A 21626-nucleotide genomic window follows, 5' to 3' on the forward strand; every position below is an offset into this window, starting at 1 on the left:
GCAGCAGCCGGGCGCAGACGCGTGACCAGCGCGGGCCGCTCCCGTGACGCGGCTCGTTCGCCGCGGCACCGGCGTGGTGCTTTCATGAACATTGCCCGCTTTTCGTCTGGACAACCGGTTCAGCGAGCGCCGCGCGCAGGAGGACCGCTTGTTCAGCATCACCGTCCGGGACCACGTCATGGTGGCGCACAGCCTGCGCGGCGAGGTCTTCGGACCGGCGCAGCAGCGCCACGGCGCGACCTTCCTCGTCGACGCCACCTTCCGGCGCCCCGAGCTGGACCCGGACGGGATCGTCGTCGACATCGGGCTGGCCACCGCCCAGCTCGCGGAGGCGCTCGCCGACCTCAACCACCGCGACCTCGACGACCACCCCGAGTTCGCGGGCGTCAACACGACCACCGAGTTCCTGGCCCGGGCGATCGCGGACCGGCTCGCCGACCGCATCGGCGCGGGCAAGCTCGGCGGCAACGCCGGCGGGCTGACCGGCCTGACGGTGACGCTGCACGAGTCGCACGTCGCGTGGGCGAGCTACGAGCGGGACCTGTGACGGCTCCCGCACCGCCCCGCACCACGGGGCGTGCGGTGCACGTCGTCGTCCCCGCCGGGATCGACGACCCGCGCTCCCCGAGCGGCGGGAACCGCTACGACCGCGGTGTCTGCGCCGCGTTCGACCGCCCGGTGCGGGAGATCGCCGTCGCGGGCGGCTGGCCGGATCCGGACCGGGCCGCCCTCGAGCGGCTCGACGCCGCGCTCACGGGTGTCCCGGACGGCGCGTCGGTGCTGCTCGACGGGCTCGTCGCCTGCGCCGCGCCCGGGGTCCTCGCCCGTCACACCGGCCGGGTACGCGCGGTCGTCCTGGTGCACCTGCCGCTGGGCGACGAGCACGGGCTCGCCGCGCCGGTCGTCGCGGACCGCCGGGGCCGGGAGCGCGCGGCGCTGCACGCGGCGGCCGCCGTCGTCACCACCAGCCGATGGACGGCACGGCGGGTGGTCCGTCTGCACCAGCTGCCCCTCGCCCGCGTGCACGTCGCGTCGCCGGGGGTGGACCCTGCCCCGATGACGTCCGCGCACCCGGCCGGTACCCGGCTGCTCGCGGTCGGGGCCCTCACCCCGACCAAGGGCCACGACCTGTTGGTCGAGGCCCTCGCCCGCGTCGCCGACCGGGAGTGGACGTTGCGCCTGGCCGGGCCGCTCGACCGCGACCCCGCGCACGCCGCGGCCGTGCGCGCGGCGGTGGACCGGCACGGCCTGGCCGGGCGGATCACCCTCACCGGCCCGCTGACCGGCCCCGCCCTCGACGCCGCCTACGCCTCCGCGGACCTGCTCGTGCTGCCCTCGCGCACCGAGAGCTACGGGATGGTCGTCACCGAGGCGCTGGCCCGGGCCGTCCCGGTGATCGCCGCTGCGGTCGGCGGGGTGTCCGAGGCGCTCGGCGACGGTGGGCTGCTCGTCGACCCCGGCGACCGGGACGCGCTGGCCGGCGCGCTGCGGTCCTGGCTGACCGACCCGGGGATGCGCGCGGACCTGCGCGCCGCCGCCCGGGACCGCCGGGACCGGCTCGACGGCTGGGCCGACACCGCCCGCAGCCTCTGCGCGGTGCTGCCGTGAGCGCCGCCGCCGACCGCGGCATCGACCACACCGCCGTCCCGATCCAGGGTGCGGCGGGCAACCCGGTCTGTCCGCCGGAGTGGCTCGCCCTGCGCGAGCCCGCCGACGCCGACGCCCGCTCGACCGCGCTCGCCGACGCCGTCCGCGACCTCCTGCCGCCGGGCCCGCTGCGGGTGCGCGACCTCGGCTGCGGCACCGGGTCGATGGGCCGCTGGCTCGCCCCGCGCCTCGCCCGGCCCGGTGGCCAGCACTGGGTCCTGCACGACCGCGACCCCGTCGTGCTCTCCCACGCCGTCGCATCGCTGCCCGGCGGGGTGACCGCCGAGGCCGGACCCGGCGACCTCACCGGGCTCGGCGCCGACGCGCTGACCGGGACGTCGCTGGTCACCGCGTCCGCGCTGCTCGACCTGCTCACCGCCGACGAGATGGACGCCCTGGCCGCCGCCTGCACCGCCGCCGGCTGCCCCGTGCTGTTCACCCTGACCGTCTCCGGCCGGGTCCGGCTGCACCCCGAGGACCCGCTCGACGCCGAGATCGGCGCCGCCTTCGACGACCACCAGCGCCGCGACGAGAACGGCCGCCGGATGCTCGGGCCGGACGCCCCCGCCGCCGCGACGGCCGCGTTCGCCCGGCACGGCGCGCGGGTCCGCACCGCCGACTCGCCGTGGCGGCTCGGCCCCGACCGGCCCGCGCTGCTCCGCGAGTGGCTGGCCGGACGGCTCGATGCGGCGTGCGCGCAGCGTCCCGGCCTCGCCGCACACGCCGGCGCCTACCGCGACCGGCGCGAGCGCGCCCTCGACGCGGGGGAGCTCACCGTCTCGGTCGGGCACACCGACCTGCTGGCGGTACCGGGGGAGCGGTCGTGAGACGCCGGGTGGGTCCGGCCCTGCGGCTGCTCGCCGGGGTGGCGCTGCTCGCCGTGCTGGTCGTGCAGGTCGGCGTCGGGCCGGTGCTGGAGCGCCTGCGCGGCGTCGGGGCGGCGGCGGTCGTCGCCGCGCTGCTGCTCGGCGCGGTGGCGACCGTGCTCAGCGCGTGGCGGTGGCGGATGGTCGCCCGCTCGATCGGGCTCGGCCTGACCCCGGGACGCGCCGTCGCCGACTGCTACGGCGCCACCTTCCTCAACTCGCTGCTGCCCGCCGGGGTCCTCGGCGACGTCCACCGCGCGGTCAGCCACGGGCGCAGCGAGGGGGATCTCGGCGCCGGGGTGAGGGCCGTGGTGTTCGAACGGGTCGCGGGGCACCTGGTCGCGGTGGTGGCCGTCGCCCTCGTCCTGGCGCTGCAGCCGGACCTGCTGCGGGCCGCGGCCGGGGCGGTCCCGGGCGGCGCGGCGCTGCCCGTGCTCGCCGTCGTGGCCGCGCTCGGCGGGGCCGGGTGGCTGCTGCGTGCCCGGCTCGGCCGGGTGTGGTCCGACGCGCGCACCGTGCTGCGCCCACGCACCGCGGCCGGGGTGGTGCTGACCTCGGCCGGAGCGCTGGCCTGCCACCTCACGTTGTTCGTGCTGGCCGCGCGGGCGGCCGGCGCGACCGCACCGCTCACCGTCCTGCTGCCGTTGCTGCTGGTCGCGCTGCTGGCGATGACGATCCCGCTCACCGTCGGCGGGTGGGGGCCGCGCGAGGCGGCCGCCGCGGCCGGGTTCGCCGCGGTCGGGCTGCCGGCCGCCGAGGGGCTCGCCGCCGCCGTCGCCTACGGGGTGCTGGCGCTCGTCGGGGTCGCGCCCGGCGCGCTCGTGGTGCTGCGGCGCCGCCGCGCGGCCCGGGCGACCGCGCCGTCAGCGCCCGGCGAGCACCCGCAGGTGGCCCGCGAAGGCGACCACGAGCGCGTCGAGCAGGCCCCGGCCCTTCTCGGCGGTGGCGAGCGACGGCCGTCCCACCACACCGGAGGCGGAGTAGGCCGCGAGCCCGGTCGTGAGCAGGTGCGGCCGCTCGTCGGCGAGGTGGTCGGCGGCGCGGTACGACGGCCGGACCTGGTCGGGAGCGGTGTGCAGCAGGATCGAGGTCTCCAGCTCCCCGGCGTGCATGTCGGCGGTGTTGGAGGTCTCGCACCCGGCGGCCCGGCGGGCGGCGGTCCAGTCCTCGGAGACGGGGAACAGGGCCATCGGCAGCGGGCCGACGGAGGCCTCCTGGACGACGTTGCGCAGCACGTGGTTCCCGCCGTGCGCGTTGACCAGGACCAGCGCGGTGGTCCCGGCGGCGCGCAACGAGGCGGCGACGTCGGCGACGACCGCGACGAGCGTCGTCGCGGAGATGCTCACGGTGCCCGCCCACGCGGCGTGCTCGTGGGAGCAGGAGATCGTCAGGGGCGGCAGGACGCGCACGGGGTGGGCCTGCGCGATCCGGGCGGCCACCGCGGACGCCACGAGGGTGTCGGTGGTCAGGGGCAGGTGCGGTCCGTGCTGCTCGAGGCTCCCGACCGGGAGCAGGGCCACGGCGGCACCCCGCTCCCGGACGTCCTCGGTGGTGTCGGCCGGGAGGGGATTCACGCAGGCGAGGCTCTCACGGCCCCGCCCGATCATGGAGGAGCGAGGGTGCACGACGACCGACACGAGTTCGCCGAGTCCCGGTTGACCACACGGCACGGGGAGTTCCGTGCGATCGCCTTCCGCGAGTACGACGGCGGCCCCGAGCACCTCGCGCTGGTGCACGGCGACCCCACGGCGGTGGACGCCCCGCTGGTGCGGATGCACTCCGAGTGCCTCACCGGCGACGTCTTCGGCGCGCGCCGCTGCGAGTGCGGGGCGCAGCTGTCGATCGCCGTCGACGCCGTCGTCCGCGCGGGCCGCGGCGTGATCGTCTACCTGCGCGGGCACGAGGGCCGCGGCATCGGCCTGCTCGCGAAGATCCGCACGCACGTGCTGCAGGACGAGGACGGTCTGGACACCATCGACTCGGCCGTCGCGCTGGGCCTGCCGGTCGACGTCCGCGACTTCGGTGCCGCCGCCGTCGTGCTGCGCCACCTCGGGATCGGCCGGGTGCGGCTGCTGTCCAACAGCCCGGCGAAGGTCGAGGCGCTGACCGGGCACGGCATCGTCGTCACCGAGCTGGTGCCGGTGCTGGAGCCCGCCGACGAGCACAACGTGCGCTACCTGACCGCCAAGCGCGACCGGCTCGGGCACGTCCTGCCGCAGGTCGACGCCGCGCCGGACGCGCCGCGTGGCCACACCGCGACCGGCTACTGACCCCCGTGGTGCGACACCCGGAGGCACAGCGACGGGGGCCCGCCCGCCGCCATCGTGGCGAGCACGGCCGGCAGCTCGTCGAGCGTGCAGTCGCCGCCGACCAGGGCGTCGAACCGGGGGTCGGCGAGCAGCCGCAGCGCCAGCGCCATCCGGTCGCCGTAGCCGCGGCGCGCCCGGCGCGGGGACACCGTGCCGACCTGGCTGGCGCGGATGGTGAGCCGGCGGCTGTGGAACGGCCCGCCCAGCGGCAGTGGCACCGAGCGGGTGCCGTACCAGCTGAGCTCGACCACCTCGCCCTCCGGCCCGAGCAGCTCCAGCGAGCGCGCCAGGCCGGCCGGGGTGGCGCTGGCGTGCACGACGAGGTCCCGGTCGCCCTCGGCGTCGTCGGGAGAGGCGAACCCGACGCCGAGCGCCGCGGCGACGGCGGCCCGGTCCGGGTCGGGGTCGACGAGCTGCACCCGCGCGCCGGGGAGCCCGGCCAGGACCGCGGCCACCGACGCCCCGACCATCCCCGCCCCGACGACGGCGATCCGGTCGCCGACCAGCGGGGCGGCGTCCCACACCGCGTTCACGGCGGTCTCGACGGTGCCGGCGAGCACGGCGCGCGCGGCGGGCACGTCGCCGGGGACGACGGTGACCGCGTCGGCGGGCACCGCGAACCGGCTCTGGTGCGGGTACAGGCAGAACACGGTCCGCCCGGCGAGCTCCGGCGGGCCCTGCTCGACCTCGCCCACCGCGAGATAGCCGTACTTCACCGGGGCGGGGAAGTCGCCGTCCTGGAACGGGGCCCGCATCCGCTCGTGCTCGGACTCCGGGACCTCGCCGCGGAACACCAGGGTCTCGGTGCCGCGGCTGACCGCGGTGTACCGGGTGCGCACGAGCACCTCGTCGGGCCCGGGGTCGGGCACCGGCACCGTCCGGATCTCGCCGTGCCCCGGCGCGGCCAGCCAGAACGCCCGTGCCTCGTGCCCCACCGCGCCGTCCCCGATCCCGGCGCCCGGCGCGCCGACGGCCCCGACAGTATCCGGACGTATCGGGCGACGGCCCGGTGTGCGGAGGTGGTCTGAGTGGACCGGCCGTACGTGCTGGCGTCGGTCGCGATGTCGCTGGACGGCTACATCGACGACGCCGGCCCGGACACCCTCGTGCTCTCCGACGCCGACGACCTCGACCGGGTGGACGCCGTGCGCGCGGGGGTCGACGCGATCCTGGTCGGCGCGGGCACCGTCCGCGCCGACGACCCGCGGCTGCTGGTGCGCCGCGCGGAGCGGCGCGCCGGGCGGGTCGCCGACGGCCGCCCGCCGTCGCCGCTGCGGGTGGTGCTGACCACCGGGGCGTCGCTGGACCCGTCGGCCCGGGTGTTCGCGGGCGGGGACGCCCCGCTGGTGTTCACGGCCGGACCGTCCGCGGCCGCGCTGCGCGAGCGGCTCGGCGACGCCGCCGAGGTCGTCGCCGCGGGGGACCCCCCGGACCCGCGCGCGGTGCTCGACGACCTGGCCGCCCGCGGCGTGCGGCGGCTGCTGGTCGAAGGGGGTGGCGCCGTGCACACCGCGTTCCTCACCGCCGGGCTGGTCGACGAGCTGCACGTGGTCGTCGCGCCGTTCTTCGTCGGCGACGCCCGGGCCCCGCGCTTCGTGCGCGACGGCCGGTTCCCGCAGTGCCCGCAGCGCGGCATGGCGCTGATCGAGGCCCGCGCGATGGGTGACCTGGTGCTGCTGCGCTACCGCGCGTCCTGAGCCGCCGGTCAGGAGAACGCGGCCAGGAACCGGTCCCGGAACCCGGCCATCGGCCACGGCGGCGCGTCCGGCGGCGGGAGCAGCCCGGGCGTCCAGCCCCAGCCGTCGATGCGGTCCAGCACCCCGGCATCGCGGGTGATCACTGAGACCGGGACGTCGGAGCCGGCGCCGGGCCCGGACACCGTCGCGCCGGGCTCGTGGTCGCCCAGCAGCAGGACGACGAGGTCCCGGTCGCCCTCCGGGCGGTCGGCGACCCAGCCGGTGGCGCTGCGCAGCGCGTACTCCAGCGAGGTGAGGTAGTCCGCGCGCAGCGTCGCCCGGTCCAGGGAGAAGATCGTGTCGTAGGACTGCTGGCCGCCGGCGTACGGCCCGTAGACGGCGCCGTCGCCGATCCCGGCCGGGTCCAGCAGCGGCGGCACCGGCGACCACGGCGCGTGGCTGGAGGTCAGCACCACGGTGCCGAGCACCGGGCCCCGGTCGGGACGGTCGAGCTCGAGCCGGGAGAACGCGTCGAGGGTGTACTGGTCGGGCATCGGGGACCAGCTGAACGGCGGGCCGGCGTAGCCGAGGTCGTCGCCGGCGTACACCCGCTGGTGGCCGAAGAACGCGGCCTCGGGCCACTCCCGCGTCGTCGCCGGGGTGACCACGGCGGTCTCCCACCCGGCGTCGCGGAACGCGCGGGGCAGCGTCAGCCGGTCGGACGCGGTGAGCCGGTCGTGCGCGCCCTGGTCGGCGATCGACAGCCCGGAGAACAGCGTCGCGTGGGCGAGCCAGCTGCCGCCGCCGTTGATCGGTGCGGTGAGCACGCCGCTGCGCGCGCCGTACCCGGCCGCGGTGAGGCGGGCGTCGGCCTCGGCGAGGACCGGCCGGATCCGGGGTGCCATCTCGGGGGCGTGCTGGGCGTTGCGGCCGTAGCTCTCCACGAAGGTGATCACGACGTCCTTGCCGCGCAGCGCGGACAGCAGCGCGTCGGGCGGGGCGCCGTCCCAGCCGTCGCGGGCGAGGCTCTCGGTGAGCTCGCGGCGCTCCCGCAGCGTCTCGGGGACCTGCTGGGCGCGGTGCGCGACCTCGGCGACGCCGTCGGCGGCGGCCACCGGCACCCCGGGGACCAGGCGGGCGTCGGCGACCGTGCCCACGACCAGCCAGGCCGCGGCCAGCAGCGCGGCGGCGCCGACGGTGGCCCGCCGGTGCCGGGCCGCGAGCCGTCCCAGCCGGACGGCCGCGGCGGCCGTCGCCACGACCAGGCCCACCGCGACGACGGCGGCGAGCACGACGACCGCCGTCCCGGCTGCGCCGGCGGCGCCGCGCAGGAAATCGTGCGCGTTGCCCAGCAGCGACCAGTCGGACACGGCGTCGAACCGGCGGCCCTGGAAGGTGAGGAACCCGATGTCGGCGAGTTTGAGCAGCCCGAGCGCGGCGAGCAGCGCCCCGGCCAGGGCGGCGGCGACCCACCGGGCCCGCCCGGGCAGCAGCGCGAGCACCGCGGCCCCGAGGACCGCCTCGATCGGCAGCCGCAGCAGCCCGGCCGGGCCGAGGGCGGCCGGGTCGGCGGGCAGCACCAGGACCCCGCCGACGAGCGCGGCGCACAGCGCGGTGAGCAGCGCGGCCCCGGCCCGGCGGCCGTGGAACGCGTGTCGGTCGCTCGCCCGCCACAGCTGCACCACCGACACCCCGAACGACCACACCAGAGCGGCCAGCGCGACCCCGACCGCGATGAGCGCGACGACGGCGGGCAGCACCCCGGCCGCGGTCACGACCAGCACGATCCCCTGCAGCGCGGCGACGACCTTCGCCGAGTAGCGCGGCGGCAGGGCGCCGCGCAGCCACGGCGCAAACCGCCCGGCTGCGACGAAGGCGTAGCGCAGCAGGCCCAGCGCGGTGACCCACCAGTGCCCGGTCGTGGCGGCGACGTGGACCGACAGCACCATCAGCAGGAACGCGTCGGTCTCCATGTCGAACCGGGCGCCCAGCGCGGTCACGGTGCCGGTGCGGCGCGCGACCGGGCCGTCGACGCCGTCGAGGGCGAGTGCGACGGAGGTGAGCGCCACCAGCGCGACGGTCCCGGCGCCGTCCAGGCCGACCAGCGCGACGACCGCCACGGCGAGCGCGCCGCGGGCCAGCGTGACCACTCCGGCCGGGCCGAGCGTCCGCTCCCCGGCGCGGCGCGCGGCCCGCAGCAGCAGCGCCGCGGCGACGACGCCGGTGACGGCCGCGGCGGTGACCCGCAGGACGCCCGCCCCGGTCGTCGGCACGAGTGCGGCGAGGACGGCGGCGAGCAGCGCCACGCCCGCCGCGACCTGCGGGGCGACGGGGGCGGTGGTGGCGGCGGTGCCGCGGGACGGGCGGAACATCAGGCGCTCCAGCATGCCCGACTTGTCCGGTGATCTTCCCCGGTGGTGGGTCAGTCCGGCAGGTGGCGGGCGTAGACGTCGCCCGAGCGGCCCAGCGGGCGGCGCCGGTCGAGCAGGGCGCGCAGCGCCGCGGCGTCGACCCAGCGGTCGCCGGCCGAGACGTCCCAGGTCATCGTCTCGACGGGGGAGTAGCGGTAGACGTGGCGGCCGAGGGCCTCGATGCGGTCCAGCGAGTCCAGGGTGGCGTCGTGCGCGGCGGGCAGGTACTCCACCGACAGCGCGGGCAGCGGCCGGGACAGCCCGTCGAGGACGTCGGCCTCGAAGCCCTCGACGTCGATCTTGCAGAAGGCGGGGACGCCGTGCTCGGCGATGAGCGCGTCGAGCGTGCTGACCGGCACCTCGATCGAGGAGTCCCAGGTCACCCCGGCGAACCCGGCGTCGTCGGCGACGGTGTCGCGCCAGCGCTGCGACAGCGTCGAGACGGTGGGGGTGGCGCGAGAGACCCCGAGGCGGGCGGTGCCCGCCGCGGCGCCGAGCGCGAGGGGCAGGACGGTCACGGCGTCGTCGCGGCCGAAGAACAGGCGCAGCAGCCGGGTGAAGTCCGGCTGCGGCTCGACGGCGACCACCCGTGCTCCCAGGGCGCGCCAGGCGCGGACCCGGTTGCCGGCGTGCGCACCGACGTCGAAGGCGAGGTCGCCGGGACGCAGGAACGCGGAGTAGAAGCGGCGCATCCGGCGCTGCCGGCCCGGGATCCCGTGGTAGGTCGCGAGGGAGCGGGCGATGCCGGAGGCGCGGGTCAGCACCCCCCGATCGTAGGGGGCGAAAGGGAGGAACCGGACGTGCGGATCAGGGGGTGTCCGGGCTGCGGCCGGCGGTCTCCACGACCCCGGCCAGCAGCGTCCGCTCGGTGACCCCGACGATCTCCTGCCGGGCGAGCCTGCCGTCGTGCGCGGCGAGGACCGCCCGGGTCAGCAGGGCGTAGAGCGCCTCGGTCATCCACGTCGCGGACTGGGTCACGCAGAAGGCCCCGCTCCGCTGGCCGCGCCGGAACAGCTCGACGAGCAGCGTGTCCATCTCGGCGTAGCGGGCCAGGACCTCGTCGCTGGACTGGATGCGCTCGGCGAGCACCCACAGGTCCACCGAGGGCAGCAGGCCGACGATGACCCGGCGCACCGCCTCGATCGGGTCGCCTTCGTCGGTCCGGGCCTCCCGGATCGCGGCGATCCCGCGCTCCACGCCCATCTCGCTGAGCTCGGAGAGCAGGGCCTCCCGGCCGTCGACGAGCCGGTGCAGGGTCGCCCGGCTGATGCCGGCGCCGGTCGCGATCTCCGACATCGACGCGGCCGGGTTCTGCACGAGCACGGTCGCGGCCGCGAGGAGCACGTCGTTCCGCTCGATGGCCACGCCGGAGACGGTAGACCTCTCGGCGTCAGACCATCGCAGCCGTTCCGACCTGCGGATTCGCGCTGAAGAAGCGGACCATCGCATCGACGTGCCCGGTGAACGGCGGGCAGTGGACGCCGAGCCCGCCGAGCATCGCCGTCGTCGCGTCGGTGTCGTAGTGCGACGGGTGGGTCAGGTATTCCAGCGTGCTCGACGGGACCCGGAACAGCCGTCCGACGCCGGGTACGTGGTCGATGGAGAACGCGGCGAGCCCGACCGGCATCGGCACCACGCGCAGCTGCTTGCCGAGCCGGTCGGCGAAGACCTCGCACATCTCGGTCACCGTCGGCGGGGCCGGCTGCGCCAGCGCGAACGTCCGGTTCACCGCCGGGCCGTGCCCGGCCAGCGCGGCGATCCCGTCGACGACGTAGTCCGAGGGCACCAGGTTGAACCGGGTCCGCGACGCGGCGCGGGGGAGCGGCGCGAACGCCGTCCGGCCCTGCCGGGCCAGCAGCTGGAGCAGGTAGTAGGGGCCGTCGAACTTCTGCGTCGCGCCGGTCACCGAGTCCCCGACGACGACCGAGGGCCGGTAGACCGACACCGGCAGGCCGGCGTCGCGGGCCTTCGCCACGACGCGCTCGGCCTCGTGCTTGGTGTGGTCGTAGTGGTTGGCGAAGGGCTGGCCGAGCTCCAGGTCGGTCTCGGAGAAGATGCCGTCGTAGCGGCCCGAGACGTAGCAGGTCGACACGTACTGCAGCCGGACCAGCTGCGACGCGGCCTCGGCGAACCGCACGACGTGCCGGGTGCCCTCGACGTTCACCCGCCAGGCGACGTCCGCCGGCACCGAGAGGTCGTAGACCGCGGCCAGGTGGAAGATCTCCAGCGGTCCGCCGAGCAGGCGCTCGCGCTCGACCTGCTCCAGTCCCAGCCCGTCGACGGTGATGTCCCCGACGACGAGGTCGGTGCGCCCGGCGATCTCCGGCGCCGCGCGCTCGATCCGGGCCAGCGTCGTGCGGGCCTGGTCGAGGAACTTCGCCTGCACCAGTGCGACCGCGCGCGCGTCGGGCGCGCGGCGCAGCGTCCGCGGCAGCAGGGCCGACCCGAGGAACCCCGGGAACCCGGTGAACAGCACGACACCCACGGGTGCACCGCCTCTCGCGCGGCGTCCGTGCCGCATCGTCGCTCGTCGGGACGGTATCCGGTACCGGCCGTACCGTCCGGGTGGGTGTGACCTAGATCAGCGTCGACGCGTGGTCGGGCACGTCGCGCTGCACCTCGCGCGGCGGGCGCTCGTAGCCCGTCGACGGCTTCCGGTCCGGCAGCGTCAGCACCTGTCGCGCCACCGGCTCCCAGGGGATCGACCCGAGCAGGTGGTGGATCATGTTGATCCGCGCGTTGCGCTTCTGTTCGGCCTCGACGATCCACCACGGTGCGTACTCGGTGTCGGTGTGGATCAGCATGTCGTCGCGGGCGCGGGAGTAGTCGTCCCAGCGGGTCATCGACTCGAGGTCCATCGGCGAGAGCTTCCACTGCTTGAGCGGGTTCTCCAGCCGCTCGGCGAACCGCCGCGCCTGCTCCTCGGCGCTGACCGAGAACCAGTACTTGCGCAGGTGGATGCCGTCCTCGACGAGCATGTTCTCGAACACCGGCGCCTGGCGCAGGAAGCGGCGGTACTCGGTCTCGGTGCAGAACCCCATCACCCGCTCGACGCCGGCGCGGTTGTACCAGGACCGGTCCATCAGCACGATCTCGCCGGCCGCGGGCAGCTGCTCGACGTAGCGCTGGAAGTACCACTGCCCCTTCTGGCGCTCGGTCGGCGCGGGCAGCGCGACGATCCGGGTGAACCGAGGGTTGAGGTACTGGGTGACCCGCTGGATCGCCCCGCCCTTGCCCGCGGCGTCGCGTCCCTCGAAGACCACGACCACCCGTGCGCCCGACGCCCGGACCCACTCCTGCATCTGCAGCAGCTCGCCCTGCAGGCGGAGCAGCTCGGCGTCGTAGACCTTGCGCGGCAGCTTCGGGGTGCTCACCCGCACAGCCAACCAGAAGGCGGGGTGACGTGGCGGACAGCACGGTGGGCTGGCGCGCCGCCTATTTACTCGTTTAGCGTGTTTATTCGCGACGACGACGCCGCCTCCCTGTCCCGCCACTCCCCGGAGGGGGCACCCGATGCGTGCCGTCACCACCCGTCCCGCCTTCGCGCTCGCCGCACTGGCCGTCGGCGCCTTCGCCATCGGCACCGGCGAGTTCGTGATCATGGGCCTGCTGCCCGACGTCGCCGGCGGGCTCGCGGTCGACATCCCTGACGCGGGCCGGCTGATCTCGGCGTACGCGGTCGGCGTCGTCGTGGGGGCCCCGCTGCTGGTCGCGGCGGCGAACCGGTTCCCGCGCAAGCACGTCCTCATCGGACTCATGGCCGGCTACGCCGCGTTCAACGTGCTGTCCGCCGTCGTGCCCGGCTACCTGCCGGTGCTCGCCGCACGGTTCCTCGCCGGGCTGCCGCACGGCGCCTTCTTCGGGATCGGCGCGGTCGTCGCGAGCGGGCTCGTGAGCGCCGACCGCCGGGCCCGCGCGATGGCGACGATGTTCGCCGGGCTGACCCTGGCCAACGTCGCGGGCGTCCCGGTCGGGACCCTGCTCGGCCAGCAGCTCGGGTGGCGGCCGGTGTTCGGCGTCGTCGGGGTGATCGCCGCGGTCGCCGCGCTGGCCGTCGCCGCCTGCGTCCCCGACGTCCGCGACGCCACCCCGGTGCGCCTGCGCGCCGAGCTGCGCGCCCTCACCCATCGTCCGGTGTGGACGGCGCTGCTGGTCGCGACGGTCGGCGGGGCCGCGCTGTTCAGCACCTACAGCTACATCACCCCGATGCTGGTCGAGGTCGCCGGATTCACCCCGACCGAGGTCACGCTGCTGCTCGCGTTGTTCGGCGTCGGCATGACCGTCGGGAACCTGGTCGGCGCCCGCCTGGCCGACATCGCGACCATGCCGACGATCTACGGCGCACTCGTCGCCGACGCCGTCGTCGCGTTGCTGTTCGTGCCTGCGCTGCAGAACCAGGCGACCGCGGTCGTCGCCCTGTTCGCCTTCGCCGTGACGACGTTCGCGCTGGTCCCGGCGGTGCAGCTGCGGATCATCAGCGGCGCCGGTGACGCGCCGAACCTGGCCTCGGCGGCCAACCAGGCCGCGTTCAACGTCGCCAACGCGATCGGGGCCGCGCTGGGCGGCATCGTGATCGCGGCCGGGTTCGGCTACGCCTCGCCGAACGTCGTCGCGGCCGGGCTGGCCGTGGTCGGGCTGGTCGTCGCGGTGCTGGCCGGGCGTGGGGACCGGACGGCGGCGTCCCGGGCGCGCGCGGTCGCCGCGGCGGTGTGACGGGGTTCAGTACCCGGCGCGACGCAGCGCCTCGGCGAACACCTCGGTGATGGCGGCGTAGCCGCGGTCGTTGGGGTGGAACCGGTCGGAGGCGAGCTTGCCGCGCCAGTGCCGCGTCCGCGGGTCCCGCAGCTCGGCCAGCACCAGCCCGCGGCGCCGCACGGCGTCGTCGATCAGGCCGTTGACCTGCACCGCCGCGGCGAAGGTGCCCGGCTGGTTGCCGACGACCGTGCCGCGCGGGAGCCGGTCGAGCAGGGCCGCGTACCGGCTCCCGACGCCCTCCTGGTGCTTGGGCTGCATCAGGTCGTTCGACCCGATCAGGCACAGCAGCAGGTCCGGGTGCAGCCGCAGCGCCGCCGGGAGCTGCGCGTCGAGGACGTCGTCGACGCGGGCGCCGTACTGGGACAGGTTGACCGTGCGCCAGCCCGGCAGCAGCCCGACCAGCTGCCCGAACCAGCCGCACTCCGGGGCCGACGCGCCGACGCCCTGGGCCATCGAGTCGCCCAGCGCGACGCACAGCGGCCCGGTCCGGGCGAGCTCGGTGCGGTTGCGCTGCTCCCAGTACGCGGCGTAGGGCTCGATCTGCTGCTGCACCCGGCGGATCGCGGGCACGAACCGGGACACCGCGGTGATCACCCGGCCCGGCGGGCGCCCGGTCCGGTTGGAGAAGCCGAGATCGCCCGCGTCGGTCACGTCCCCAGTGAAGCAGAGACCGTCATCGCACCGTCGTCTCCCCGTGCGCGATCCGCGCGGTCAGCGGGGTGTCGGGGAACGACCGCAGGCTCCGCTTGAGCTCGGCGAACCCGGGCCAGGTGGCGAGGGTGTACGTCGCGTCCCACAGCCGCAGCGCGTCCTCGCCGAACGGCACGGAGTCGATCACCGGCCCGAACAGGGCCGGCCCGTCCGGCGGGGAGAACGACAGGATCGGGGTGCCGACGTCGTCGCCGCACCGCCGCCGGGCCTCCGCCACGTTCGCGGCGAGGCCCTCGTCGAGGTCGGTGCCCGTCGCGGCGTCGGCCAGGGCAGGGTCCAGGCCGAGGTCCTCCAGCACCGGACGCAGGTCCCGCTGCTGCGCCATGACGCGCATGACCGGGTCGAAGCCCTCGCCGTCAGGTGCGGGGGAGTCCCACACCAGCTCGCCGAACCGGGTGTAGAGGTCCCCGACGACCCCGGGACCCGCCACCGCCTCGGCCGCGGCGATCACCCGCAGCATCTCCAGGCCGCGGAGGTGGGAGTCCGGGTAGGACTCCGAGACCTTCCGCCGCTCCTCGTAGGAGATGCCCTCGTTCAGCATCGCCAGCGGCAACGGGCGCCAGTGCACCGCCAGCTCGCGACGACGGCCCACCTCCACCACCCAGCGGGACGTGACCCAGCAGAACGGGCAGATCGGGTCGAAGAAGAACTCGATGTCGTCGCTCATCCCACCCGGGTACCCGGTCGGGGTGCCTGCAGTGCCGCGCAGGCGCGACGGGGCCCGACCCGCGACGGACCGCTCCGGACCACACGGCCCGGCGTGCGTCGGCGCTCCCACGGAGATCGACCTACGGTGGGTCCATGACGACCGTGGCACTGCTGGGAACCGGGATCATGGGCGCCGGGATGGGGCACAACATCCTCGCGGCCGGGCTGGACCTGCGGGTCTGGAACCGGACCGCGGCGAAGGCGCAGCCGCTCGCGGACGCGGGCGCGGCCCTGCACACCGATCCGGCCGACGCCGTGCGCGGCGCCGACGTGGTCGTGACGATGCTGGGGGACGCCGACGACGTCACCGCCGTCCTGGAGCAGGCCGCCGGCGGTCTCGCGCCGGGCCAGGTGTGGCTGCAGACGACCACCGTCGGCGTCGAGCCGTTCGACGGGCTCCGCGCGATCGCCGGGCGCCACGGCCTGACCCTGCTCGATGCGCCGGTGCTCGGCACCCGAGCGCCCGCCGAGTCCGGGCAGCTCGTCGTGTTCGTCGCCGGCGACCCCGCGGCGCGTCCGGTCGTCGACCCGGTGCTCGACGCCGTCGGCAGGCAGACCGTCTGGGTCGCCGAGGACAACACGACCGCCCAGGCGAGCCGGCTCAAGCTCGTCGCCAACAGCTGGGTGCTGGCGATCACCGCAGCGACGGGGGAGTCCGTCGCGCTGGCCCAGGGACTCGGCGTGGACCCGCAGGCCTTCCTCGACGCCGTCGCCGGCGGTCCGCTGGACCTGCCCTACCTGCAGAACAAGGCGAAGGCGATCCTCGACGACGACTTCACGCCCAGCTTCACCGTCGACAACGCGGCCAAGGACGCGGGCCTGATCGTCGCCGCGGCGGAGGCCTCGGGCACCCGGCTCGACGTCGCGCCCGCGGTGCGGGACCGGTTGCGGCGGGCGTCGGAGCGCGGGCACGGCGGCGACGACATGGCGGCCGCCTACAAGGCGTCCTGATGAGCGGGCGCTGATCACCATCCGCTGATCAGGGCCTGCTCAGGTTCCTCTCAGAGCCGTCGGCGAGACTGGCGCCCATGCGCATTCTGGTGGTCGACGACGACAAGGCGGTCCGTGACTCGCTGCGTCGTTCGCTGGCCTTCAACGGCTACCAGGTCGACCTCGCCGAGGACGGCCAGGTCGCGCTGGACAAGATGCTCACCGACCGGCCCGACGCGCTCGTCCTGGACGTGATGATGCCGCGCGTCGACGGGCTGGAGGTGTGCCGGCGGTTGCGCAGCGCCGGCGACGCGCTCCCGATCCTCGTACTGACCGCCCGCGACGCGGTGTCGGACCGGGTCGCCGGGCTCGACGCCGGCGCCGACGACTACCTGCCCAAGCCGTTCGCGCTGGAGGAGCTGCTCGCCCGGCTGCGGGCGCTGCTGCGCCGCCGCACCCCCGACGCCGACGGCGACGCGGGCACCAGCCCCGCGCTCACCTTCGGCGACCTGTCGCTGGACCCCGACACCCGCGAGGTGTCCCGGGGCGGACGGCCGATCAGCCTCACCCGCACCGAGTTCTCCCTGCTGGAGCTGTTGCTCGCGCACCCGCGCCGGGTCCTGACCCGCGCCCAGATCCTCGAGCAGGTGTGGGGCTACGACTTCCCGACCAGCGGCAACGCCCTGGAGGTCTACGTCGGCTACCTGCGCCGCAAGACCGAGGCCGAGGGCGAGCCCCGGCTGATCCACACCGTGCGCGGGGTCGGCTACGTCCTGCGGGACACCCCGCCGTGACCCAGCTGCTCCCGCCCGACGAGGAGCGGGCCGAGCGCTGGTGGCGCCGCGGGCCCGCGGCCGAGCCGGACCGCGAGCGGTTCACGCTGCGCGCCCGGATCGGGGTGCTCGCCGCACTCGTCGCCGCCGCGATGGTGCTGCTCGTGTCCGCCGCAGCGTTCCTCGTCGTGCGCCAGAACCTCACCAGCTCGCTGGACGAGACGCTGCGCCAGCGCGCCTACGCCGCGGCGCAGAGCGACCTGATCGACCCGCGGCTGCTCGCCGCGCTCCCGCCCGACGTGCTCGGCGCGGCCGACCTGCACATCGCGCTCGTCTACTCCTCGGGCGTCGCGACCTCGGCGGACGAGTCGTCACGGCCGCCGCTGGGCGAGCCGGAGATCGAGGTCGCCCAGGGCGGGCCGACCCAGCCGGGCCGCACCGCCGAGCTCGACGGCGTGCCGTACCGGATCGTCGCGGTCCGGGCCGGGGACGGCCGCGCGCTGGTGCTGGCCCAGCGGCTCGACACGATGACCCGGGTGGTGACCCGGATGGGCACCGCGCTGCCGATCGTCGGGCTGGGTGGGGTCGTGCTGGCCGCGCTCGCCGGGGTCGCCGTCGCCCGGACCGGGCTGCGGCCGGTGCTGCGGCTGACCGCGGCGACCGAACGCGTGGCCAAGACCGGTGACCTGCGCCCGATCCCCATCTCCGGGTCCGACGAGCTCGCCCGGCTCACCCAGTCGTTCAACACGATGCTCGGCGCGCTGGCCGCGTCGCGGGAACAGCAGCGCCGGCTCGTCGCCGACGCCGGGCACGAGCTGCGCACCCCGCTGACCTCGCTGCGCACCAACCTGGAGCTGCTCGCCTCCGCCGACCGGCCGGACACCCCCGACCTGCCCGCGCAGGACCGCACCGAGCTGCTCGACGACGTCCGCGCCCAGGTCGAGGAGTTGTCCCACCTCGTCGGGGACCTCGTCGAGCTCGCCCGCGACGACGCCCCGACCATGACCAGCGAGGCACTGGAGCTCACCGAGATCGTCGACCGCGCCCTGGACCGGGTGAAGCGACGCGCGGGGGAGGTCGAGTTCGACGTCCACCGCACCCCGTGGATCCTCGACGGCGACGCCAGCGCCCTCGAACGGGCCGTGCTGAACCTGCTCGACAACGCCGTGAAGTGGAGTCCGCCCGGCGGCACGGTGCGGCTGTCGATGGTGCCGATCTCGCCGGAGTGGCTGGTCATCGAGGTGGCGGACGCGGGTGACGGGATCGCCGCGGAGGACCTGCCGCACGTGTTCGACCGCTTCTACCGGGCCGACACCTCGCGGACCATGCCCGGCTCCGGGTTGGGGCTGTCGATCGTCGCGCAGGCGGCGGCACGGCACGGCGGAGAGGTGCGGGCCGGGCGCGCCCCGGAGGGCGGTGCGCTGCTCTCGATGGCCCTGCCGGGCCGGTACGTGGCGGAGCCGGACAGCCCATAGCCTGGTGTGACACGACGTGACACACCGGTGACACGACGGACGGAGACGACGGACGGTGGACGCATGACCCAGGACAACCCGCCCGACGAGCCGACCCGCACCGGAGCGGGGACGTCCGGCGGGGCCTCCGGGGACGCGGCCGGCCGCGAGGGCGGGCCCTCCGCCACCGCGGGAGCGGCCGGGTCCTCCGGCGACGCCGCCCCGGAGCAGGACGGGCCACGGTCGTCGTCGTCGGGGTCCTCCGCCGACGGGTCCGCGTCGGACGGGGTCACCGACGCTCCGGCCACCGGCTCGCCGGGCGCCGCCGGGGACGGCGCCGGAGCGGGCCCGGCCGGCGACACCGCCGCGGCCGGCGCGGGCGGCGAGTCCGCGACGACGCCCGCGACCGCCGACGGCGACGCGTCCACCCGGTCCGGCACGACCGCGACGACCGCGGCCGGGGCGTCGCCCGCCGTCCCGGCGGACGAGGACGCCACCCCGCAGCACGACCACGGCCCCGACACCGAGGCCGTCTCCACCCAGGACCCGCCCACCGACCGCTGGGCCGTGCCCGCCAACCCGTGGGCCCGCCCCGGCTCCACCGCCGCGGACGCGCCCGTCGCGGGCTCCGACGGTGCCGCGCCCGACGCGGCCGCCCCGGACACCCCGACCGACACGACGCCGGTGCCGGCGGACGGCACCCGGGAGCTCCCGGCGCACCCGGACGCGACCGGCGCGGCCGCCCCCGGCGAGCCTGCCCCGCCCCCGTGGGCGGTCGGTGCGCCGCCCACACCGCGCCGCCCGCCCGGCCGCGGCCGCCGGGGTGTCGTCCTGGTCGCGGCCGGGCTGCTCGTCGCGCTGGTCGCGGGTGCCCTCGGCGGCCTGATCGGCGCGCGCCTCGCAGGCGGGTCGGGGGGCGCGGCGCCGTCCGGCTCGGTCGAGGCCGTCGCCGAGAAGGTGCTGCCCGCCGTCGTGCAGATCCGCGTCGACGGCGGCGCGGGCAACGTCGGTGACCGCGGCGAGGGCTCCGGCATGATCGTCGGCAACGACGGCCTGATCCTCACCAACAACCACGTCGTCGCCCCGGCGGCCCAGGGCGGCACGCTGCGCGTGGTCCTGCAGGACGGCCGCACCGCCATCGGCACCATCGTCGGGCAGGACCCGCAGTCCGACATCGCGCTCGTGCGCACGGACCTGCCGGGCCTGAGCACGGTCGAGCTCGGCGACTCCGACCGCGTCCGGGTCGGTCAGCAGGTCACCGCGTTCGGGTCGCCGCTCGGGCTCGGCGGGTCGGTCACCACCGGCATCGTCTCGGCCGTCGACCGGGCCGTCGGCATCCCCGCCGAATCGGGCGCGCCGGGGGCGAGCGACACCGTGCTGAACGCGATCCAGACCGACGCCGCGATCAACCCCGGCAACTCCGGGGGTCCGCTGGTGGACTCCGACGGCCGGGTCGTCGGCATCAACTCCGCCATCGCGACGGCCGGGCCGGGCGGCGGCTCGATCGGCGTCGGCTTCTCCATCCCGATCAACCAGGCCCGCCGGATCGCCGACCAGCTGCGCGGCGGCGGCAAGGCCACGCACGCCGTGCTCGGCGTGACCGTCGGCAACGACCCGCAGCTGCGTGGCGCGGTGATCCAGGAGGTCACCCCGGACGGCGCGGCCGCGAAGGCCGGGCTGCGCCTGCAGGAGATCGTCGCCCGGCTCGGCGACCAGCGGATCACCACCGGCACCGATCTGCAGGCCGCGGTGCGGTCGCAGCCGCCGGGCAGCGTCGTCCAGCTGGACGTCGTCGACGCCGGCGGGGCGACCCGGACGGTCGAGGTGACACTGGGCGAGCAGTGAGGGCCTGCCCGGGTGCAGTCCGTCCGACCGGACGGGGCCGGGTGGGTGGCGCGCACCGCACGTCGTTGACGGGTGAAGAACCGGCGTGATGGGGTGTCCCCGTATTCGGTGGTGCCCCACCGAATACGCCCGGAGCGTCGTGTCGGTGCCGGTCCCCCCTCCCCGCACCGGCACGGCCTCCCCCGGGGCCGTGTCCCGGCCGACGCTAGGGTGACCGCCATGGAGATGTCGGGTCCGCAGATCGGCCGTGCCCTCGTGGTGATCGTCGACGACCGGGTCAGTGCGGGTGAGCGGTCCGACGGCACCGGGCCGCTGGTCACCGAGCTGCTGGAGGAGGCCCACTTCCTCGTCGACGGCGTGGTCTCGGCCCCCGGCGACGTGGTGGCCATCCGCAGCGCGCTGAACACCGCCGTGATCGGCGGCGTCGATCTGGTGGTGACCGTCGGCGGCACGGGCGTGTCGCCTCGTGACGTCACCCCGGACGCCACCACCGGTGTCCTCGACCGGCCGGTACCGGGGATCGCCGAGGCCATCCGCGCCTCCGGCCTCGCCGCCGGTGCGGTCGACGCCGGGGTGTCCCGTGGGGTCGTCGGCGTCTCGGGCAGCACGCTGGTGGTCAACCTGGCGGCGTCCCGCGCCGCCGTCCGCGACGGCATGGCGACGCTGACCCCGCTGGTCCCGCACGTCATCTCGGAGCTGTCCGGCCTCGACGACTGACCCCCTGCACGACGGACGGGCCCCGGCGGATCGCCGGGGCCCGTCCGTGTGCGTGGGCTCAGTTCGCCGGGGGCACCGGCGGGACGCCGCCGTCGTCCTTGCGCTCCGGCGGCACCGGCGGGACGGCCGGCGGCTGCTGCGACGCGGCCGGGTTGCCCTGCGGCGCCAAGGCGTCGCCCCCGGGCGGGGCGGGCGGCACCGGCGGGACGGCGTCGCCGTGCGTGCCGGCGCCGGGGGCGGCCGGGCCGGTGTGCCCGAGTGCACCCTCGACCTTGCCCTTCACCCCGTCGATCTGCTCGGAGTACTTGCCGCCGGTGGCCTGGTCGACCTTCTCGGCGGCCTTCTCGACGAGCGGGCCCGCCTTCTCCTTGGCCTTCTCCAGGTGCGGGCCTGCCTGCTCCATCGCCTTGTCCAGGTGCGGCTTCGCCTTCTCGATCGCGTTCTCGGCCGCCTCGCGTGCCTTGTCCAGGAACCCCATGAGCGGTCCACCTCTCCTGTCGTCGCCCGGGTGCCCGGGCGGATGCGTACGGCTGACCCCATGGTGTCACCCGGACGCGTCGTCGTGGGGCGTCACGGGCACGGCACGGCACGGTGACGCGGGATCGGTGTCCACCCGCGCCGCCCGCGCACGGCACCATGGGGCCATGAGCGAGCCCGCGGACCGGATGCGCCGACGGATCGAGGAGATCTTCGGTGACGACCCCTCGACCACCGCCGACGAGCGAGCCGACTACGGCGCCGCCGACGAGCGCGACACCGCGGACCCCGACCGCTGGTTCACCGAGAACCGCCCCCCGCACCACGGCGGCTGACCGCCCGGAGCG

The 21626-nt window shown here is 76.1% G+C and carries 22 protein-coding genes and 1 pseudogene; 13 read left to right on the forward strand and 10 right to left on the reverse strand.

What is annotated here, in order from left to right:
- Positions 1-148: 148 nt before the first annotated feature.
- The 4 genes and pseudogenes from ND486_RS26180 to ND486_RS26195 all read left to right on the forward strand — a co-directional run.
- Positions 149-547 (forward strand): 6-carboxytetrahydropterin synthase, encoded by a 399-nt coding sequence (locus tag ND486_RS26180; protein ID WP_179761110.1) that lies wholly within the window; start codon positions 149-151, stop codon positions 545-547.
- Positions 544-1608, forward strand: a complete 1065-nt coding sequence (locus tag ND486_RS26185) for a glycosyltransferase family 4 protein (protein WP_251787032.1) — start codon at positions 544-546, stop codon at positions 1606-1608. Before ND486_RS26180 ends, ND486_RS26185 begins: the two co-directional genes overlap by 4 nt.
- 41 nt (positions 1609-1649) lie before the next feature.
- Positions 1650-2474, forward strand: coding sequence for an SAM-dependent methyltransferase (locus ND486_RS26190; RefSeq protein ID WP_251787079.1), 825 nt, complete (start codon positions 1650-1652; stop codon positions 2472-2474).
- 8 nt (positions 2475-2482) lie between these two features.
- Positions 2483-3316: pseudogene (locus ND486_RS26195) on the forward strand (lysylphosphatidylglycerol synthase domain-containing protein); the annotation flags it as partial.
- 60 nt (positions 3317-3376) lie between these two features.
- Here the strand turns inward: ND486_RS26195 and ND486_RS26200 are convergent.
- Entirely contained in the window at positions 3377-4120 is a 744-nt protein-coding gene (locus tag ND486_RS26200) for a creatininase family protein (protein ID WP_251787080.1), read from the reverse strand.
- Positions 4121-4132: 12 nt separating this feature from the next.
- On the opposite strand from ND486_RS26200, the gene ND486_RS26205 reads away from it, so the two are divergent.
- Positions 4133-4783 (forward strand): GTP cyclohydrolase II, encoded by a 651-nt coding sequence (locus ND486_RS26205; protein WP_251787081.1) that lies wholly within the window; start codon positions 4133-4135, stop codon positions 4781-4783.
- On the opposite strand, the gene ND486_RS26210 is transcribed toward ND486_RS26205, so the two are convergent.
- Positions 4777-5757: a zinc-binding alcohol dehydrogenase gene (locus tag ND486_RS26210; protein WP_251787033.1), complete on the reverse strand. Its 981-nt coding sequence runs from the start codon at positions 5755-5757 to the stop codon at positions 4777-4779. The genes ND486_RS26205 and ND486_RS26210 overlap by 7 nt on opposite strands.
- 93 nt (positions 5758-5850) lie before the next feature.
- Here ND486_RS26210 and ND486_RS26215 point away from each other — a divergent pair, with 93 nt between their 5' ends.
- Positions 5851-6519 (forward strand): dihydrofolate reductase family protein, encoded by a 669-nt coding sequence (locus ND486_RS26215; protein WP_251787034.1) that lies wholly within the window; start codon positions 5851-5853, stop codon positions 6517-6519.
- Positions 6520-6527: 8 nt separating this feature from the next.
- Here the strand turns inward: ND486_RS26215 and ND486_RS26220 are convergent, their stop codons facing one another.
- The 5 genes from ND486_RS26220 to ppk2 all read right to left on the reverse strand — a co-directional run bounded on the left by ND486_RS26220 (position 6528) and on the right by ppk2 (position 12283).
- Entirely contained in the window at positions 6528-8885 is a 2358-nt protein-coding gene (locus ND486_RS26220) for a CDP-alcohol phosphatidyltransferase family protein (RefSeq protein WP_251787035.1), read from the reverse strand.
- Between the two features lie 35 nt (positions 8886-8920).
- Positions 8921-9673, reverse strand: coding sequence for an FkbM family methyltransferase (locus ND486_RS26225; protein WP_251787036.1), 753 nt, complete (start codon positions 9671-9673; stop codon positions 8921-8923).
- A gap of 43 nt (positions 9674-9716) precedes the next feature.
- Positions 9717-10274 (reverse strand): TetR/AcrR family transcriptional regulator, encoded by a 558-nt coding sequence (locus ND486_RS26230; protein WP_251787037.1) that lies wholly within the window; start codon positions 10272-10274, stop codon positions 9717-9719.
- Positions 10275-10299: 25 nt separating this feature from the next.
- Complete coding sequence (locus tag ND486_RS26235; RefSeq protein ID WP_251787038.1) at positions 10300-11394, reverse strand: SDR family oxidoreductase; 1095 nt, start codon at positions 11392-11394, stop codon at positions 10300-10302.
- 91 nt (positions 11395-11485) lie between these two features.
- On the reverse strand, positions 11486-12283 hold the full coding sequence (gene ppk2 / locus ND486_RS26240; protein WP_062404145.1) for a polyphosphate kinase 2: 798 nt from the start codon (positions 12281-12283) through the stop codon (positions 11486-11488).
- Between the two features lie 139 nt (positions 12284-12422).
- Between ppk2 and ND486_RS26245 the strand changes: the two genes are divergently transcribed.
- Complete coding sequence (locus ND486_RS26245; RefSeq protein WP_251787039.1) at positions 12423-13622, forward strand: MFS transporter; 1200 nt, start codon at positions 12423-12425, stop codon at positions 13620-13622.
- Positions 13623-13628: 6 nt separating this feature from the next.
- Here ND486_RS26245 and ND486_RS26250 read toward each other — a convergent pair whose 3' ends face one another.
- Positions 13629-14315: an SGNH/GDSL hydrolase family protein gene (locus tag ND486_RS26250; RefSeq protein WP_251787040.1), complete on the reverse strand. Its 687-nt coding sequence runs from the start codon at positions 14313-14315 to the stop codon at positions 13629-13631.
- Positions 14316-14337: 22 nt separating this feature from the next.
- Entirely contained in the window at positions 14338-15042 is a 705-nt protein-coding gene (locus ND486_RS26255; protein ID WP_251787041.1) for a DsbA family protein, read from the reverse strand.
- Between the two features lie 134 nt (positions 15043-15176).
- On the opposite strand from ND486_RS26255, the gene ND486_RS26260 reads away from it, so the two are divergent.
- The 5 genes from ND486_RS26260 (at position 15177) to ND486_RS26280 (ending at position 20802) form a co-directional block, all read left to right on the forward strand.
- On the forward strand, positions 15177-16034 hold the full coding sequence (locus tag ND486_RS26260) for an NAD(P)-dependent oxidoreductase (protein WP_226364516.1): 858 nt from the start codon (positions 15177-15179) through the stop codon (positions 16032-16034).
- Positions 16035-16111: 77 nt separating this feature from the next.
- Positions 16112-16807 (forward strand): response regulator transcription factor, encoded by a 696-nt coding sequence (locus tag ND486_RS26265; protein ID WP_062400160.1) that lies wholly within the window; start codon positions 16112-16114, stop codon positions 16805-16807.
- Positions 16808-16812: 5 nt separating this feature from the next.
- Positions 16813-18261 carry a HAMP domain-containing sensor histidine kinase gene (locus ND486_RS26270; RefSeq protein ID WP_285899337.1) on the forward strand — a complete coding sequence of 483 codons (1449 nt, stop codon included), beginning with the start codon at positions 16813-16815 and terminating at the stop codon, positions 18259-18261.
- A 63-nt stretch (positions 18262-18324) separates the two neighbouring features.
- On the forward strand, positions 18325-20085 hold the full coding sequence (locus ND486_RS26275) for a S1C family serine protease (RefSeq protein WP_251787043.1): 1761 nt from the start codon (positions 18325-18327) through the stop codon (positions 20083-20085).
- Between the two features lie 225 nt (positions 20086-20310).
- On the forward strand, positions 20311-20802 hold the full coding sequence (locus ND486_RS26280; RefSeq protein ID WP_373324192.1) for a molybdenum cofactor biosynthesis protein B: 492 nt from the start codon (positions 20311-20313) through the stop codon (positions 20800-20802).
- A 58-nt stretch (positions 20803-20860) separates the two neighbouring features.
- Here the strand turns inward: ND486_RS26280 and ND486_RS26285 are convergent, their stop codons facing one another.
- Positions 20861-21280, reverse strand: a complete 420-nt coding sequence (locus tag ND486_RS26285; protein WP_208823188.1) for an antitoxin — start codon at positions 21278-21280, stop codon at positions 20861-20863.
- A gap of 166 nt (positions 21281-21446) precedes the next feature.
- Here ND486_RS26285 and ND486_RS26290 point away from each other — a divergent pair, with 166 nt between their 5' ends.
- Positions 21447-21614 (forward strand): hypothetical protein, encoded by a 168-nt coding sequence (locus tag ND486_RS26290; protein WP_167379102.1) that lies wholly within the window; start codon positions 21447-21449, stop codon positions 21612-21614.
- The last annotated feature ends 12 nt before the right edge of the window (positions 21615-21626 follow it).

The organism is Pseudonocardia sp. DR1-2 (genome assembly GCF_023717215.1).
Taxonomy (GTDB): domain Bacteria; phylum Actinomycetota; class Actinomycetes; order Mycobacteriales; family Pseudonocardiaceae; genus Pseudonocardia; species Pseudonocardia alni.